This is a genomic window from Peribacillus frigoritolerans, assembly GCF_001636405.1.
Classification (GTDB): Bacteria; Bacillota; Bacilli; order Bacillales; family DSM-1321; genus Peribacillus; species Peribacillus frigoritolerans.
This window is the reverse complement of sequence record NZ_KV440950.1, coordinates 415,727-431,976: the sequence shown is the minus strand read 5'-3', so window position 1 is coordinate 431,976 and position 16,250 is coordinate 415,727. Positions and strand designations below refer to the sequence as shown.

General features: G+C 43.0%; 17 protein-coding genes. All 17 read right to left on the bottom strand.

All coding sequences use genetic code 11. From position 1 onward, the window contains the following. Nucleotides 1-15: 15 nt before the first annotated feature. The gene (gene upp / locus A6755_RS02145) at nt 16-645 is read right to left on the bottom strand and encodes a uracil phosphoribosyltransferase (RefSeq protein ID WP_034315825.1); all 630 of its coding nucleotides are present in this window, start codon (nt 643-645) and stop codon (nt 16-18) included. A 231-nt stretch (nt 646-876) separates the two neighbouring features. Further along, nucleotides 877-2,118, bottom strand: a complete 1,242-nt coding sequence (locus A6755_RS02140; protein WP_054398606.1) for a serine hydroxymethyltransferase — start codon at nt 2,116-2,118, stop codon at nt 877-879. 371 nt (nt 2,119-2,489) lie between these two features. Next, nucleotides 2,490-3,083, bottom strand: coding sequence for a TIGR01440 family protein (locus A6755_RS02135; RefSeq protein ID WP_063589668.1), 594 nt, complete (start codon nt 3,081-3,083; stop codon nt 2,490-2,492). Between the two features lie 51 nt (nt 3,084-3,134). After that, nucleotides 3,135-3,581 carry a ribose 5-phosphate isomerase B gene (gene rpiB / locus A6755_RS02130; protein WP_034315832.1) on the bottom strand — a complete coding sequence of 149 codons (447 nt, stop codon included), beginning with the start codon at nt 3,579-3,581 and terminating at the stop codon, nt 3,135-3,137. Nucleotides 3,582-3,914: 333 nt separating this feature from the next. Then, nucleotides 3,915-4,358, bottom strand: a complete 444-nt coding sequence (locus A6755_RS02125; protein WP_034315834.1) for a low molecular weight protein arginine phosphatase — start codon at nt 4,356-4,358, stop codon at nt 3,915-3,917. Between the two features lie 142 nt (nt 4,359-4,500). Continuing rightward, a complete protein-coding gene (locus A6755_RS02120) occupies nt 4,501-5,067 on the bottom strand; it encodes a manganese efflux pump MntP (protein ID WP_034315836.1) in 567 nt (188 codons plus the stop codon). A 74-nt stretch (nt 5,068-5,141) separates the two neighbouring features. Beyond that, nucleotides 5,142-6,191, bottom strand: a complete 1,050-nt coding sequence (locus tag A6755_RS02115) for an L-threonylcarbamoyladenylate synthase (protein WP_034315839.1) — start codon at nt 6,189-6,191, stop codon at nt 5,142-5,144. 289 nt (nt 6,192-6,480) lie between these two features. Next, nucleotides 6,481-7,416 (bottom strand): stage II sporulation protein R, encoded by a 936-nt coding sequence (gene spoIIR, locus A6755_RS02110; RefSeq protein WP_063589667.1) that lies wholly within the window; start codon nt 7,414-7,416, stop codon nt 6,481-6,483. Between the two features lie 150 nt (nt 7,417-7,566). Then, nucleotides 7,567-8,421, bottom strand: coding sequence for a peptide chain release factor N(5)-glutamine methyltransferase (prmC, locus tag A6755_RS02105; RefSeq protein ID WP_063592399.1), 855 nt, complete (start codon nt 8,419-8,421; stop codon nt 7,567-7,569). Between the two features lie 7 nt (nt 8,422-8,428). After that, nucleotides 8,429-9,499, bottom strand: coding sequence for a peptide chain release factor 1 (gene prfA, locus A6755_RS02100; protein WP_034315842.1), 1,071 nt, complete (start codon nt 9,497-9,499; stop codon nt 8,429-8,431). A gap of 163 nt (nt 9,500-9,662) precedes the next feature. Continuing rightward, nucleotides 9,663-10,112 carry a hypothetical protein gene (locus A6755_RS02095; RefSeq protein ID WP_063589666.1) on the bottom strand — a complete coding sequence of 150 codons (450 nt, stop codon included), beginning with the start codon at nt 10,110-10,112 and terminating at the stop codon, nt 9,663-9,665. Between the two features lie 189 nt (nt 10,113-10,301). Then, nucleotides 10,302-10,907: a thymidine kinase gene (locus A6755_RS02090; protein ID WP_034315845.1), complete on the bottom strand. Its 606-nt coding sequence runs from the start codon at nt 10,905-10,907 to the stop codon at nt 10,302-10,304. Nucleotides 10,908-11,045: 138 nt separating this feature from the next. Then, nucleotides 11,046-11,246 (bottom strand): 50S ribosomal protein L31, encoded by a 201-nt coding sequence (rpmE, locus tag A6755_RS02085; protein ID WP_034315847.1) that lies wholly within the window; start codon nt 11,244-11,246, stop codon nt 11,046-11,048. A 149-nt stretch (nt 11,247-11,395) separates the two neighbouring features. Continuing rightward, a complete protein-coding gene (gene rho / locus A6755_RS02080) occupies nt 11,396-12,685 on the bottom strand; it encodes a transcription termination factor Rho (RefSeq protein WP_034315849.1) in 1,290 nt (429 codons plus the stop codon). Between the two features lie 318 nt (nt 12,686-13,003). Next, on the bottom strand, nt 13,004-13,966 hold the full coding sequence (gene glpX, locus A6755_RS02075) for a class II fructose-bisphosphatase (protein WP_034315852.1): 963 nt from the start codon (nt 13,964-13,966) through the stop codon (nt 13,004-13,006). Nucleotides 13,967-14,065: 99 nt separating this feature from the next. After that, nucleotides 14,066-15,349 (bottom strand): UDP-N-acetylglucosamine 1-carboxyvinyltransferase, encoded by a 1,284-nt coding sequence (murA, locus tag A6755_RS02070; protein ID WP_034315853.1) that lies wholly within the window; start codon nt 15,347-15,349, stop codon nt 14,066-14,068. A 209-nt stretch (nt 15,350-15,558) separates the two neighbouring features. Continuing rightward, nucleotides 15,559-16,209 carry a fructose-6-phosphate aldolase gene (fsa, locus tag A6755_RS02065; protein WP_034315855.1) on the bottom strand — a complete coding sequence of 217 codons (651 nt, stop codon included), beginning with the start codon at nt 16,207-16,209 and terminating at the stop codon, nt 15,559-15,561. Nucleotides 16,210-16,250 lie beyond the last annotated feature (41 nt).

The window sequence follows — 16,250 nt, the reverse complement described above, 5'->3', positions numbered from 1 at the left end:
CCTCAGTTTCTTTCCTTATTTTGTGCCGAATAAACGATCTCCTGCGTCTCCAAGACCCGGAACGATATAACCATGTTCATTCAGTTTTTCGTCAAGACCAGCAATATAGATATCAACATCAGGATGAGCTTCTTTTAAAGCTTCCACACCCTCTGGAGCTGCAATCAAACACATGAATTTAATATTCACTGCACCGCGTTTTTTAATGGAATGGATTGCTTCGATGGCTGATCCGCCAGTGGCTAGCATCGGGTCAACGACAATACATTCCCTTTCTGCCAAGTCACTTGGCATCTTCGCATAATATTCAACCGGTTTCAATGTTTCAGGATCACGGTAAAGTCCAACATGTCCGACCTTTGCAGCAGGAATCAGCTTGATGATTCCGTCCACCATACCTATGCCAGCACGTAAAATCGGGACGATCCCCACTTTTTTACCAGAAAGCATTTTCACTTTCGCTGTGCTTACAGGCGTTTGGATTTCCACTTCTTCCAGCGGCATATCCCTCGTGATTTCAAATGCCATCAATGATGCAACTTCATCCACTAGTTCACGGAATTCTTTTGTTCCTGTATTTATATCACGTATATAGGCTAATTTGTGTTGAATTAACGGGTGGTCAAAAACATAAACTTTTCCCATTTGGCATCTCTCCAATTCCATTGCTTAGTTTTGCGCTTTTTTATGATTTCCCTAATCGAATAGAAAAATTTTCGTGTCTTTTAAATTTCACTTCAACCTATTTTACAGAAAAATGTTTCAATCTTCAATAAAGGTTTAGTTGTCAGACCTATTTTCACTATTCGGATTCTTCTAACACACCGACCTTACATAAATGAAAAAACCGCTCCCTTTAAAGGGAGCGGCCCGATATTACAATGAAGGATATAATTCAAATTTGTTCGCTAATGATTCAACACGCTGTTTTGCTTCTTCAAGCTTAGCTGCGTCTTCATTATTTTTCAATACAAGTCCGATGATAGCAGCTATTTCATCCATGTCTTCCAATCCGAAGCCACGTGATGTCACTGCCGCAGTCCCAATACGTATACCGCTGGTAACGAATGGTTTTTCCGGGTCATAAGGAATCGCATTTTTGTTCACGGTAATACCGATTTCATCCAAAACATGCTCTGCGATTTTTCCCGTTAACCCTGTAGAGCGCACATCAAGAAGAATCAAGTGATTGTCCGTTCCATCAGAAACAAGAGTGAACCCTTCTTTCTTCAAACCTTCACCCAAACGTTTAGCATTGTCGATGATTTGTTGGGCATATACTTTAAAATCATCTTGAAGCGCTTCGCCGAATGCAACAGCCTTGGCTGATATAACATGCATCAAAGGACCGCCTTGAATTCCAGGGAAGATCGATTTATCGATCTTTTTACCGAATTCTTCTTTACAGATGATCATCCCGCCGCGTGGTCCGCGAAGTGTTTTATGAGTAGTTGTCGTTACAAAGTCAGCATAAGGAATTGGACTTGGATGTAATCCAGCCGCAACTAAACCTGCAATATGCGCCATGTCGACCATTAAATATGCCCCGACTTCATCCGCAATTTCACGGAATCTCTTGAAGTCGATTTCCCGTGGATATGCACTTGCACCCGCTACGATCAATTTAGGTTTGTGTTGACGCGCTTTTTCCAATACATCATTGTAATCGATACGGTGATCTTTTTCGTCTACACCATATTCAACAAAATTGTAGTTAACACCACTGAAGTTTACTGGACTTCCATGTGTTAAGTGACCACCATGCGAAAGGTTCATCCCAAGCACTGTGTCGCCAGTTTGAAGCACTGTAAAGTAAACGGCCATATTGGCTTGAGCTCCAGAGTGAGGCTGTACGTTCACATACTCGCCTCCGAAAATTTCTTTCGCACGCTCACGTGCTAGATCTTCAACGATGTCTACATACTCACATCCGCCATAGTAACGTTTTCCAGGGTATCCTTCTGCATACTTATTAGTCAAGACCGACCCTTGCGCTTCCATGACAGCTTCACTCACGAAGTTTTCAGAAGCAATAAGCTCAATTTTACTTCTTTGACGCCCTAATTCCAGTTGAATTGCGTTAAACACTTGCTCATCTTGCTTTGCTAAACGATTCATTCCGTAATTCCTCCTTAAATTGTGCGTGATTCGCTTTTTAGTATTTATGTGCAACATGCCTTCAAAAAGCATGAAAAAGCCATTTCAATAGTTATTAGAAAATTCTACTCCATTTTAACATGTCTAATTTAGAAGTGATAGTCTAATTTTATCGAACATTAAATGTTTTTTCATTTAAAAATGTTCGTATTTGACATCGAAATTGTGATAAATAGCTCTTTCACCCTATATTACAAGAGCGAAATCACCATTCTATTAGCACTATAAAGGAAATTTTTTTCTTCTGATCCTTTACCTTGAGCGTTACGATTTTGCCCGCCTCAATTAAAAAACAGCATTCCCCATCCGAGAAATGCTGTCTTACTTACCCATTAAGTACAACTTTTGTTTTCAGAGAGGTCCCGATAAACTGCACGCTCCCCGCCAATCAGTTTCGGGCGGTTTTTTGCCATGGTCACATGTGCATGTCCTATTTCTTTAATGGCAGAGCGAACCGGAACCGCAACATGCTTCAGATGCATACCAATGAATGTGTCTCCTATATCTATCCCCGCATCCGCTTTGATATGTTCAACGACGACTGCATCTTTCCATTGCTGATAGGCGTACGTCGCCATCGATCCCCCAGCTGTTCTTACAGGTACGACCGAAACTTCTTCATAACCATACCGAATCGCGGTTTCCCTTTGTAAAACCAAGGCCCTGTTTAGATGCTCACAACATTGATATGCAACCTGAACACCCGTTTTTCCTTGAAAATCCCTCACTACGGAAAAAATCATCCCAGCAACATCGAGTGTCCCTTCAGTACCGATCCTTTTCCCGATCACTTCACTTGTACTGCAGCCGATAACCAGCAGCTGTTTCTCTTTTAAAGCCGTCTGTTCTTGGAACTCGTATAAAAGTTCCCGAAACTGGTTTTCCCATATCTCAAGCTCATTTGAAAATGTAGCATCACTTGTCATGAAAACGCATCCTTTCAATAAGAAAACTGGAACTCTCCAAAACCAAAGGAATTAGCTGTGCTTACCTTCGTACTCCGCAATCTTACCAATCCTGTTTTGATGGCGCCCGCCCTCAAATTCCGAAGTCAGCCACGTTTGGGCAATTTCCCTGGCTAGACCCGGGCCAATGACACGTTCCCCCATCGCTAACATATTGGTATCATTATGCTGACGGGTCAATTTCGCACTATAGACATCATGAACCAATGCACATCGTATTCCTTTGACCTTATTGGCAGCAATGCTCATTCCGATTCCAGTTCCACAGATTAAAATGCCCCGATCGAACTCACCCCGTGCCACTTTTTCAGCAACCGGCAAGGCATAATCAGGATAATCCACCGACGTACTGCATTCACACCCAAAGTCCTCAAATGGAATCTGTAACTCATTCAATAAATTCTTTATTTCTTCACGGATATGTATACCACCATGATCCGAAGCAATCGCAACTTTCATCATAATCCTCCTCTAGCTTTTTCATTTGATTTTATTGTGTCACAAAATTATGAAAAGATAAAGGATGTCCATCCTTTTCCCCGCAAAGAAGCAGGAAACCAACTCTGGTTTCCTGCTAGCGGGTAATGGTCCTGTTCAACTTTTCCGCTTTCGCTTTAAGTTCCATTGCCGATTTTTCGACATTTTCCATGACTGCCCCTTTTTCGCTTGTGACAGCCGTCACTTCTTCCGCTCCAGCAGATGCTTATTCTGCAATGGCAGCCAATGCTGCCTTGATCCTATACCAAGCTTAGTAATATCTTTTACCCCAGCGGCCACATTATGTACCCCAGTTCAATTTTTAAGCCTTTTGACTAATTCATCTATCAATTCCTGCAGCTCTCTGAACGTTTCCCGATAAATGCCTTCAGAACCGCCGAACGGATCCATTATATCTCTATCATATTTATCGCCGAGAATGAATTCTTTTAAAGTAAAGGTCTTATCGATCATTTGGGGATATGAACGGGTAATGGCCGATTTATGCCCTTCCGTCATGGTGAAGATATGAGTCGCCCACTCCATTTCCTTCGCAGATAAAGGCGCTGAATGATGATTATGCACTATGTCATTTTCAACCAATACATTTTTAGCATGCATTGAAGCATCCTGACCTGTCGAAGCATACACGCCTGCGGACTTCACTTCAACACCCGCAATATTCTTGTTTTTCAATATCGCTTCTGCCATCGGGCTTCGGCATGTGTTACCTGTACATACAAATAATACTCGGATCATTTTAACGCCTCCTTTTTTATTCATTATAAGCTATCGCCCGTTTATTATAGTCAAAAAATCACTGTCATTGTGTCCGAAGAAAAATAAAAACCGCTCCGTTAATCGGAACAGTTGAGGAAGGAATGATATGAATTCAGGCGGATCAAAAAGAGAATAATAATTTCAATCCAAACGCACACAGGATGCTTCCGCCAAGAATCTCACTATACACGCCAAGCAAACCCTGCATTTTTCTACCCAGTAAAAGCCCGGCCCACGTTAATAGAGTGGCGGCAAACCCAAAACAAAGAACCGTTAAAATCGTTTTAGCACCGTAAATCCCCAGAGTCAACCCTACCGAGAAGCTATCCAGGCTTACCCCTAAAGCAAAAATGATTAAACCTTTCCCGACAGGAGCCAGCATCTTATTTTGCATGGCACCAGCTCCATCCTTTTTACCAGGAATAAACATCTGAATACCAAGAATGATCAACAATAGACCGCCGGCGTATGTAGCGAAGGTCCCGAATTTTTCTGAAATGAAACGGCCTGCCCCCATTCCAAGCAAGGGCATCCAAATATGAAAAATGCCTACTGTCAAACCTATAAACAGAACTTGCCTCAACCTTAGCTTAAACATTCCCATTCCAAGGCCCACTGAAAAGGCATCCATTCCCAAAGCGAAGGCCATTAGCAATAAGGTTATGATTTCTCCAGCAAATGTATTCATTCCAATCCCCCTCGGACGTGCCTACTACATGTTATGCATGTCCGAAAAGAAATAGAAGGATAAATCAGTCCTTATTACACATGTTCCTTGATGATTTGATGACCTGCAGCCTTCTCAAGCCGGTTCATGACCGCAGCCCCTATTCCATGGTCAGGAAACATTTCACTAAAAATGACATCGACCTCCAGCTCGTCAAACTGTCTTAAGGCATCATATAAGCCTGTCGCAACAGTATGTAAATCGGCTAATGAACCTGGGACAACCACATAATCCGCCTTATAATCCTGTTGATGTTCATAAGCCGTAATGATGCCCACCTTTAACCCGTCACTTCTTTTTTCATCCACAAGCTTCTGAAGGAAAGCTTGATTACCCTTGACTAAAAATAGAGGGGCCTTCGGAGCATAATGGGTATATTTCATGCCCGGGGCTTTTGGCGCCGTTTCCTGATTCTTCAAAGCGACATCTTGCCTGACTTCCCCTATTACCGCTTCCAGCTGTTCCAGGGTCACCCCGCCAGGCCTTAAAATAACAGGGACTTCCACAGTGCAATCCAGTACTGTGGATTCCACGCCCACACCTGTATTCCCGCCATCGACTATACCTGCAATCCGCCCCATCAAGTCATCTTCAACATGTTTTGCTGAAGTGGGGCTTGGTTTCCCGGAAGTATTTGCACTTGGGGCCGCAATGGGCAAATCACTCGCACGAATAAGGCCAAGGGCAACCTGGTGATCCGGCATCCTGACAGCCACCGTGTCCAATCCAGCTGTCACAAGATTCGATAGCTGGCCCGGTTTCCGTTTCATGATCAAAGTCAAAGGACCCGGCCAAAACTCTGCCATTAGCTTCCGGGCCTGTTCCGGAATCTCTTCTACAATACCCGACAACTGGTCATCGGAGGCTATATGAACGATTAAAGGATTATCACTCGGACGACCCTTTGCTTCGAACACTTTTTTGACCGCCTCGTCATTTTTGGCATTCGCGCCGAGTCCATAAACGGTCTCTGTAGGAAAAGCAACCACTTGATTAGCCTTTAATAATTCAGCTGATTGTGTAATCTGGGGATAACTTTGTAAATTATCCACATTTTTATCCACTGACCAAATTTTCGTTTTCATCTTGAACACCATCGCCTTTTAACATTTCTTATTTTATATAATCGCTTTAATATGAACGGTATTTTCAACTTAACGTACGAATTCCACTTAAAAGATACTTTGAAAGTATAAAAGAAGTATACACATAATTCAAGTGTTATCCACAAATTGGGGATAACTACATCGAATCCGTGGATAAGTTTGTGGATATTAATGATTAATGACAGACTTTTTTGATTTTTTGTTAATAACCCTGTGGATATGTTTTTAAAATTATCTGAATTTAAAGAAGAGGGACTCTGCCCCCTCCTTAAAATAGATCGTTGAAGATTTCTGCAAACAAGGACTTCACTTCCACCTCGGGCTCCTTTTCCCCTTCATATAATTGTTGACCTTTTTCATTGGATGCCGCAAGTTCAACCTTGTTTTCTTCAACTTTCCCTTCAATAACTTCCTCTGTCACCTGTTCCTTATCTTTCACTACTGCCACTTCTTCTTTTACCTCTGGCTCTACAACCTCTTCTTTTACCGTTACTTCCGGTGCTTCCTCTTTTACGCTCTCCTCGATTACCTCTTCTTCAACTACTTCCTCCGGCCTTTTTTCCTTTTCAGCCAGCACTTCTACTTCAACCACTTCCTCCGCAACAGGTTCACTTTCTTCATTCGTTGCAGCATACGCCGTTCCCTCCGAAGTCAAGGAACCTTCCTCTTCATCCTCGACAATCGGACTTTGACTTACAGCCGTCCCATTTGAAAAATCCAAGAAACACAATGGGGGAAATAACACACACCACCAATTAGCGCCGTCCCCTTCACCAAGCGTGATAATCACTGCTTCATATTCCCCTGCCGGATATAAATACTGCCCGTACAGCTTTGTCGGAAATTCAGCTTGTCCAAAATCCACTTTCACCGACTGCTCCAAACCCTGTTCCTTTATTACCGCCTCAGCCGTCGCCTGGATATCTGGCAGATGCGAGGTGATCACATCCCTCGCCTCATCCAAAGAAGTAAGCTCAGCGACCCACTTTGTGATATCTTCATTTACCTCATCCCTAATCAGCCGTTTAACCGCTTGATCCTCTTCTTTATCACTATTGGCGAGTATCCGCAGCCGAATCGCCTCATCCGGGATTACCTTCGTATCTTCTGCACCGACCATCTCCGCTTTAGGCATATATATACTTACGATCGTTCCTATAGTTAAGATTAATAGATAAATAATGGCTAAATGTTTAGTTTTCATCGCCTTCGCCCCCTCACATGAATTAGTCTCACCATTTTCCAGCTATCTTAAACTAGTAAAAACAAAAAAAGTTGATAGCTGGAAATATAGATTCCAAAGGATAATGAGGGTGCTGTCCCTAAAAAAACCGTCTCACATAAGGGAGACGGATCATTTTAATTCAGCAAAGACCATTCGATCTTTTTCATTAATGTCATTTATGATGGATACTTCCGCGGCAGGAAAGGTTCGCTTCAATAAATCGGCAACCGCCGCACCCTGTCCTGCACCCACTTCAAAACCGATCAGTCCAGGCACATTCATCACCAAAGGTAACTGTTCCATAAAGCGGCGGTAAAAATCCAGCCCATCGATACCGGCAAACAACGCACGGTGTGGTTCATGACCAGTCACGACCACTGACATGGATTTATGATCATCTTCTGGTATATATGGCGGATTCGATAAAAGGATGTCCACCTTCTCGTTTATATCCATGAACGGCGAAAGCAAATCACCTTGCATGAACTCCACTTCGGCACCAAGTGATTCGGCATTTTTCCTCGCCACCTCAAGCGATGGTTCCGCTATGTCCGTGGCCGTCACCATCAGGTTTGATTTTTCAAGCTTCATCGTTATGGCAATTGCGCCGCTGCCAGTCCCAATATCAGCTAAACGGAGCTTCTGTCCCTCCATAAAAATGGCCGGGAGTTTACGTAATGTATAATAAATCAATTCTTCTGTTTCCGGTCTCGGTATGAGCACTTCTTTATTCACAAAAAAGGTCCGTCCATAAAATTCTTCACTGCCGATTATATATTGGATGGGCGTCCCCTCAGCATGCAGCTCAATAGCGTCCTTAAATTGCCCAAAATCCGCTTCACTAAGCTCATCATGAAGGTTGGCCAGCATTTGGGAGCGAGTTTGCTTTAAAAAGTGCTGTAACAGGATTTCCCCAGCATTGGCATCACGATCATTTTCCTTTAAAAAAGAAGAAGCCCATTTAAGGGCTTCAAAAACTTTCACGGCAGAATTACTCATCTGCATTTTCCAGCCTTGAAGATTGGTCTTCCATGATTAATGCATCAACGACTTCATCCAGTTTACCTTCCATGATTTGATCCAGTTTTTGAATCGTTAAACCAATGCGGTGGTCGGTAACGCGGTTTTGCGGGAAGTTATAAGTTCGAATCCTTTCAGATCGATCGCCCGTTCCAACGGCCAGCTTCCTGTTTTGATCATATTCCGCCTGTATTTCGCGATTGATTTTATCGAACACCCTGGCACGCAAAACCTTCATTGCCTTTTCTTTGTTCTTGATTTGTGATTTTTCATCTTGACAGGATACAACCGTATTAGTCGGAATATGAGTCAAGCGCACCGCTGACATTGTCGTATTGACACTTTGCCCTCCAGGACCGCTTGATGCAAAGGTATCGACACGAATATCCTTATCATGGATTTCAACTTCCACTTCCTCAGCTTCAGGTAAAACGGCAACCGTGGCTGTAGATGTATGAATCCGACCGCCTGATTCCGTTTCAGGTACTCGCTGAACGCGATGGGCTCCATTTTCGAATTTCAACTTTGAATAAGCGCCATTGCCATTAATCATGAATATGATTTCCTTATAGCCGCCAAGCCCAGTAGGATTTGCTTCAATGACTTCAGTCCGCCAGCCCTGCACCTCGGCAAAACGGCTATACATCCGGTATAGACTGCCTGCAAATAAGGCCGCCTCATCTCCGCCAGCCGCACCACGGATCTCCATGATTACGTTTTTATCATCGTTGGGGTCTTTCGGAATAAGCAATATTTTCAGCTTATCCTCAAGGTCTTGTATGGTCTCATCAAGTTCATTGATCTCTTCTTTTACCATTTCACGCATTTCCGCATCAAGTTTCTCCTCCAGCATCGCCTTCGCTTCCTGAAGTTGCTCACGAACCGCTTTATATTCTTTATAAGTCGACGCGGTCTCTTGAATGCTGGATTGCTCCTTGGAATATTCCCTTAGCTTCTTGGAGTCATTAATGATCTCCGGGTCACTTAATAGTTCATTCAATCTTTCATATCTATCTTCTACTGCTTGCAAACGATCAAACAAATTATTCACCTCATAAATTTTCCAAAACATCTTAAACGAATTGGAAGTAATCCATCTCTTATTACTATAAATAAGTAGCTCAGTGCCCCAGCTCAGTTCACTTCTAGGTTAATTATAGTATAGGTGAATAATCAACGTCAAAGAGATTCAAAAATGTCTGCCGTTACTTGTTTAATTTGACATCTACATTATATTGAGGCACAACCCTGTTTATCATGCCTTGTATTCGCTGCATTTCCTTATTTCTTTCTTTTTCGTTCTTGATTTTTCCTTTATCATGGACCGTAACGTGTATGGTATTTCCATTAAACCAAACGGAACCGGCCTCATAATCAGTTTCCGATTCGATCACCCCGCGGATTTCATCAATTTGCTGACCCATGGATGGAGAATTATTGGATGTATGATGCGGTGTGTTGAGGACCTGATCTGATGGTCGTTCCGCTTCATTATCCCAATCATTATTGGACACTTGATTTAAACCATTGCCAACCCTGCCATCCCGGGATTGATCTCCATATTCCGAATCATTATTTATTGCATTGTCATTTTGACCGCATGCCGTTAATGCAGCAAGCAGAAAGGCCGTCATGATAAGCAGTTTTGATTTCATATTTTTTCCCTCCATTTTGACTGGTTAAGAAGAACATTTCCTCGTTAGCCTACCCAAAATGGGGCAATATTTATCTTTTATTTCCCTTCCATGTATTGGTCAGGCGACCTGAATAACTCGACAGTTTTTCCACTTTTCCGCATAAAAAAAAGCACCCTGTGATCTCATTGGATCATAGGGCACCATCATTCAAATATGTTCTTTAATCCCAACAGCCTGCTTACCCGGAACTTCGTGATGATGGCGGCAGCGGGGCTCGTACGATTCCGATGCACCCACAAGGATGATCGGCTCATCATAGGAGGCCGGCTCCCCATCTATCAAGCGCTGTGTCCTGCTCGCAGGTGATCCGCATACTTCACACACTGCCTGCAGCTTAGTCACCGATTCTGCAAGCGATAATAGAACAGGCATAGGGCCGAATGGTTCACCTCTGAAATCTTGATCAAGTCCAGCCATAATCACTCGATAACCGCTGTCCGCAAGATGCTGGGCAACCCCGATAATTTCATGATCAAAAAATTGCACTTCATCTATTGCAATGATATCCAAGGGCTTGTCCAAATACTTAAAAATATCCGTTGAATGGGCAATCGGTTTTGCCATCACAGAAGAGCCATTGTGTGATACGACAGCCTCTTCCGCATAGCGATTATCAATAGCTGGTTTAAATACAGCTATCTGCTCTTTAGCAAATTGAGCACGGCTGACTCGTTTAATCAATTCTTCAGATTTACCTGAAAACATGCTTCCGCAAATAAGCTCGATCCAGCCTGTTTGTTTCATTACATACATGGAAACAGCTACTCCCTTCCACCTGTCGATCCATTGGCCATAATTGAAGTCGACCTGGCTTTGTATAAATTCTTACTTGTTTATGGAAAAGAAAAAACAGGCAAGAAAAATACTTGCCTGTTTTTTAAAAAGTCCGGCTTATTTAATACCGTATTTTTTGTTGAAACGATCAACACGTCCGCCAGCTTCAGCGAATTTTTGACGACCAGTATAGAATGGATGGCACTCTGAACAAGTCTCAACTTTGATCTCTTCTTTAACTGAACCAGTTTCAAAAGTGTTTCCGCAAGAGCAAATTACTTTTGAAAGCTTATAATTTGGATGAATTCCAGTTTTCATTCTTTTCATCTCCTTATGCCCTGAATCATTCGAAACAGAGTTATATACTTCAAGTTGAGGGAAAAGCACCCTCACATTTATTGTAAAAACACATGAACTCATTATAACAACTTAAGACTAGTTGTGCAACTGTTTGTTTCTTACAGGGTTTAAGAACGTTTTACGCTCGCTGGACCCTTTTTCATTTCTGACATCTCTTCATCCAGCTTACTGAAAAATTCTTCATTGCCTTTTGTCTGTTTTAGACGGCGAAGGAATTTCTCCGAGAAATCAGGCGAATCTGACATCGTTTTCCTGATGGCCCATAGTTTATCCAGGCGATCTTTCGGAATTAGCAATTCTTCTTTACGCGTGCCTGAGCGACGAATATCGATTGCCGGGAAGATCCGCCTTTCGGCAAGGGCACGATCTAGATGCAGCTCCATATTGCCCGTACCTTTAAACTCTTCATAAATGACATCATCCATTCTTGAACCCGTATCTACCAATGCTGTAGCAAGGATCGTCAGACTGCCGCCTTCCTCGATATTCCTCGCCGCACCGAAAAAGCGTTTCGGACGATGGAATGCAGCAGGGTCAATACCCCCTGACAGTGTACGCCCGCTCGGCGGAATGACAAGGTTGTAAGCACGGGCTAGGCGAGTGATGCTGTCCATTAAAATGATGACATCCCGTTTATGCTCCACAAGGCGCATGGCTCGTTCCAACACCAGCTCAGCCACCTTGATATGGTTTTCCGGCACTTCATCGAAAGTTGAACTTACCACGTCTCCTGCGACGGAACGTTCAATGTCTGTCACTTCTTCCGGGCGTTCATCGATCAACAGCACAATCAATTCCGATTCGGGATGGTTTGTGGTTATCGCATTGGCAATTTCCTTGATGAGCATCGTTTTACCGGCTTTTGGCGGTGCAACAATCAGACCACGCTGTCCAAAACCGACCGGTGCCAGGACATCCATAATCCTGGTCGATAAGTTCTTCGGTGTCGTTTCCAGTTTAATTTGCCTGTTAGGATACAGCGGTGTTAAACCTGGAAAGTGGACACGCTCTTTAGCTGATTCCGGATTATCGCCATTGACCGCTTCAACATGCAGCAATCCATAATAGCGCTCATTTTCTTTTGGAGGCCTTACCTTACCGGACACTTTATCTCCATTTCGCAAATCGAATCTGCGGATCTGTGAAGCCGAAATATAAATATCCTCCGAGCTTGGAGAATAATTAATTGGACGCAGGAAACCGAAGCCCTCTGAAGGGATGATCTCTAAAACGCCCTCCATGAATAGGAGACCATCCTGCTCAGCTTGCGCTTTCAGGATAGCGAAAATAAGTTCCTTTTTGGAAAGTTTGCTGTAATAGGAAACTTTATATTCACGAGCGTGCTCATAGAGATCCTTAAGTTTCATGTTTTCTAAATTAGAAATAGTTAAATTCATTATGACACCACACTTTTATTAATTAAACGTTTTCACCCATACTGAAAAAGAATTGGTTTGTTAGATGGAAGAAAAACCGCAATCCATGTACCCGACCAGAGTTTTCTTAGAAAGGATGATACATTTTTACATGTAAAGAAGAAAATTATTTGAAGGCTTCTTGAAGTTTGGAGTGAAAGGGCAGATTTTAAATTATTAATAGTAGACCAAGCTTTATTTTACTTTTTTTATTTTAATTATTCAACTTAAATTTTTTTAAAGAGAAAGCGAGCGATGAAACCGCTCGCCTTTTAAAAGTGATTTTTCTAAAAAACGCTATCAGTCAATCAAACCATTCGGTTTAATCTTAAGACTGTGACGCCCATCAATGAATCGAACGGTACCAGATTTAGCACGCATGACTACGGATTGCGTTTCGCCGTAATGCCCTTTAAATTGTACACCGCGTAAAAGTTCTCCGTCAGTCACACCTGTTGCAGCAAAAATTGCGTCATCTCCGCGAACAAGATCTTCCATTCTGAGGACTTTTCCTAATTCAAGGCCCATTTTCCCACAGCGTTCCACTTCTTCATCAGTATGTGGAACGAGCTTACCTTGAATTTCCCCTCCAAGGCATTTCAAGGCAACGGCTGCAATGACTCCCTCTGGAGCTCCGCCAGATCCGAATAAGATGTCAACACCGGTAAGATCGAAGGCCGTATTTATCGCTCCTGCGACATCTCCATCATTGATCAGCTTAATACGTGCCCCTGCCTCACGAAGTTCATGAATGATCTTCGAATGACGATCGCGGTTCAATACTGTTGCAACCACGTCTTGGATATCTTTATTTTTTGCCTTGGCTACCGCTTTCAGGTTGTCCAACACGGAAGCATTGATATCAATCTGACCAACCGCCTCGGGTCCGACTGCTATTTTATCCATATACATATCCGGGGCGTGAAGCAAGTTCCCCTTATCGGCTATAGCCAATACAGCCAATGCATTCCAGCCGCCAGATGCAACGATGTTCGTTCCTTCTAAAGGATCAACCGCAACATCCACTAGTGGCCCAAGACCAGTGCCAAGTTTTTCGCCAATATAAAGCATTGGCGCCTCATCCATTTCCCCTTCACCGATTACAACCGTTCCTTGCATGGGAATGGTATTGAAAACATCCCGCATCGCAGTGGTTGCTGCATCATCCGCTTCGTCTTTCTTTCCTCTTCCCATCCAACGAGCTGAATTTAGGGCCGCCGCCTCTGTTACGCGGACTAGCTCCATCGATAAACTTCTTTCCATTTCCGGTTCCCCCTCATGTACACTAGCATGATTTATTTATATATTAGTATAACACATTATATCATATATAGTAACACAATGAGGTAACAAGAAAAGGGATCAGCTTTTAAGCTGCTCCACTTCTTCTTGCGTCATTTCTTCACGCCAAATCGTCGCTCCCAAACCTGAAAGTTTTTCAACAAGATGGCTATATCCGCGATCTATATGTTCAAGCCCGGTCACTTCTGTAATCCCTTCAGCCATTAAACCGGCAATTACCAGAGCTGCTCCGGCACGTAAATCGCTTGCCTTCACTTTTGCCCCATGAAGTTGGACAGGACCATCGACGATGCCCGCTCTGCCCTCGACTTTGATCTTCGCATTCATGCGTCGCAGTTCATCAATATGCTTAAATCGTGCCCCGTATATCGTATCGGTCACCATGCTAGAACCGCTTGCTTTTGTTAAAAGGGAAGTGAAAGGTTGCTGAAGATCTGTTGGGAATCCAGGGTAAACCAACGTCTTGATATCAACGGATTTATAATTTTCTCCCGGTGAGACAAATATCTGGTCATCACCCGCTTCAATATTGATCCCCATTTCCCTCAATTTGGCAGTCAGTGACTCCAAATGCTGGGGAATGACATTATCGATCAGAATCCCTTCACCGACAGCAGCGGCTAAAATCATGAAAGTACCGGCTTCAATCCGATCCGGTATGATTGTATGCTTGCAACCATGCAAACTTTCCACACCATCAATACGAATGATATCCGTTCCAGCACCCTTAATTTTTGCTCCCATATTGGTCAACAATGTGGCGACATCGATGATTTCCGGTTCTTTCGCAGCGTTTTCAATCACAGTGCGGCCTTTGGCCAAAACGGCGGCAAGCATGATGTTGATCGTTGCCCCTACACTAACGACATCCAAATATATGCGTGCTCCACGGAGCTCGTCCGCCCTAAGGTAAATGGCTCCTTGTTCATTCGTCACTTGTGCGCCAAGTGCTTCGAACCCCTTAATATGCTGATCTATCGGACGGGGTCCTAAATGGCAGCCACCTGGCAAGCCGATCACTGCCTTTTTGAATTTACCAAGCATTGCCCCCATTAAATAATACGAAGCACGTAACTTCTTGACCCTGCCATTCGGAAGAGGCATTGAAATCATCCTGCTGGGGTTGACTGTCATCTGTCCTTCATCAAAGGACACCTCACCGCCAATTTCCTCCATTAACTCTTTCAGCATCTGTACATCCGAGATATCAGGCAGACCTTCAATCGTTACGGGAGAGTCCGCTAAAATTGTTGCCGGAATAAGGGCAACCGCACTATTTTTTGCTCCGCTGACACGAATGCTTCCCTTTAGAGGATAGCCACCGGCAATTTTAAGTTTTTCCATAATAAACTCCCTTCCACGCTAAGCACTTAGAAGCTACTTCCAAAAAGTAATATTTTACCACAAGAAAATTGCATAATCCGACAACATTTACTATCTAGTTCTTTAGTTTACACAAAAGTAGAAAATTCATGTAAAAAAAAGATAAAAATTTCTAATTTATGTTAATTTTATTAAAACAGTGCAATCTATAGCGACTTAGCGGCAAGGCATTATGCTTCTGTACGTGAATTCCAATCATTCAAGAAAGCTTCAATCCCTTTATCCGTTAATGGGTGGTGGAATAATTGCATTAAAACTTTATAAGGGATCGTTGCAATATGTGCTCCTTTAAGAGCCGCTTCTGTAATATGCATCGGGTGGCGGATGGAAGCTGCAATGATCTCAGCATTGATATCATGGATTGCAAATATGTCAGCAATATCCGAAATTAAATCCAAACCATTTTGGCCAATATCGTCCAAGCGTCCTAAAAATGGCGATACATAAGTTGCTCCCGCCCTAGCTGCCAATAATGCTTGGTTGGCACTGAAAATAAGCGTGACATTTGTTTTGACACCTTGTTTTGTAAGTGCTGAAACAGCCTTCAAGCCGTCTGGAGTCATTGGCACTTTGATCGTGATATTAGGTGCAATCGCAACAAGCTCCTTGGCTTCTGCCATCATTCCTTCAAAATCAAGCGCAATGACTTCAGCAGAAACGGATTCCTTAACAAGGCTTGTGATTTCTTTTAGCCGGTCATGGAAAGAAACTCCCTTTTCCCTTGCAACAAGTGATGGGTTAGTCGTAACACCTGCTAGAACGCCAAGTTCGTGCGCTTGTTTGATTTCTTCCATATTTGCTGTATCTATAAAGAATTTCATAAAATATCCTCCGTATGTAATCGATTTTTTATTTCTCTATC

Bases quoted from the DNA above. Each gene is read 5' to 3' on its own strand.
- upp (WP_034315825.1), bottom strand. From the start codon at position 645: ATGGGAAAAGTTTATGTTTTTGACCACCCGTTAATTCAACACAAATTA.
- A6755_RS02140 (WP_054398606.1), bottom strand. From the start codon at position 2,118: ATGAATCGTTTAGCAAAGCAAGATGAGCAAGTGTTTAACGCAATTCAA.
- A6755_RS02135 (WP_063589668.1), bottom strand. From the start codon at position 3,083: ATGACAAGTGATGCTACATTTTCAAATGAGCTTGAGATATGGGAAAAC.
- rpiB (WP_034315832.1), bottom strand. From the start codon at position 3,581: ATGAAAGTTGCGATTGCTTCGGATCATGGTGGTATACATATCCGTGAA.
- A6755_RS02125 (WP_034315834.1), bottom strand. From the start codon at position 4,358: ATGATCCGAGTATTATTTGTATGTACAGGTAACACATGCCGAAGCCCG.
- A6755_RS02120 (WP_034315836.1), bottom strand. From the start codon at position 5,067: ATGAATACATTTGCTGGAGAAATCATAACCTTATTGCTAATGGCCTTC.
- A6755_RS02115 (WP_034315839.1), bottom strand. From the start codon at position 6,191: ATGAAAACGAAAATTTGGTCAGTGGATAAAAATGTGGATAATTTACAA.
- spoIIR (WP_063589667.1), bottom strand. From the start codon at position 7,416: ATGAAAACTAAACATTTAGCCATTATTTATCTATTAATCTTAACTATA.
- A6755_RS02095 (WP_063589666.1), bottom strand. From the start codon at position 10,112: ATGAAATCAAAACTGCTTATCATGACGGCCTTTCTGCTTGCTGCATTA.
- A6755_RS02090 (WP_034315845.1), bottom strand. From the start codon at position 10,907: ATGTATGTAATGAAACAAACAGGCTGGATCGAGCTTATTTGCGGAAGC.
- rpmE (WP_034315847.1), bottom strand. From the start codon at position 11,246: ATGAAAACTGGAATTCATCCAAATTATAAGCTTTCAAAAGTAATTTGC.
- rho (WP_034315849.1), bottom strand. From the start codon at position 12,685: ATGAATTTAACTATTTCTAATTTAGAAAACATGAAACTTAAGGATCTC.
- glpX (WP_034315852.1), bottom strand. From the start codon at position 13,966: ATGGAAAGAAGTTTATCGATGGAGCTAGTCCGCGTAACAGAGGCGGCG.
- murA (WP_034315853.1), bottom strand. From the start codon at position 15,349: ATGGAAAAACTTAAAATTGCCGGTGGCTATCCTCTAAAGGGAAGCATT.
- fsa (WP_034315855.1), bottom strand. From the start codon at position 16,209: ATGAAATTCTTTATAGATACAGCAAATATGGAAGAAATCAAACAAGCG.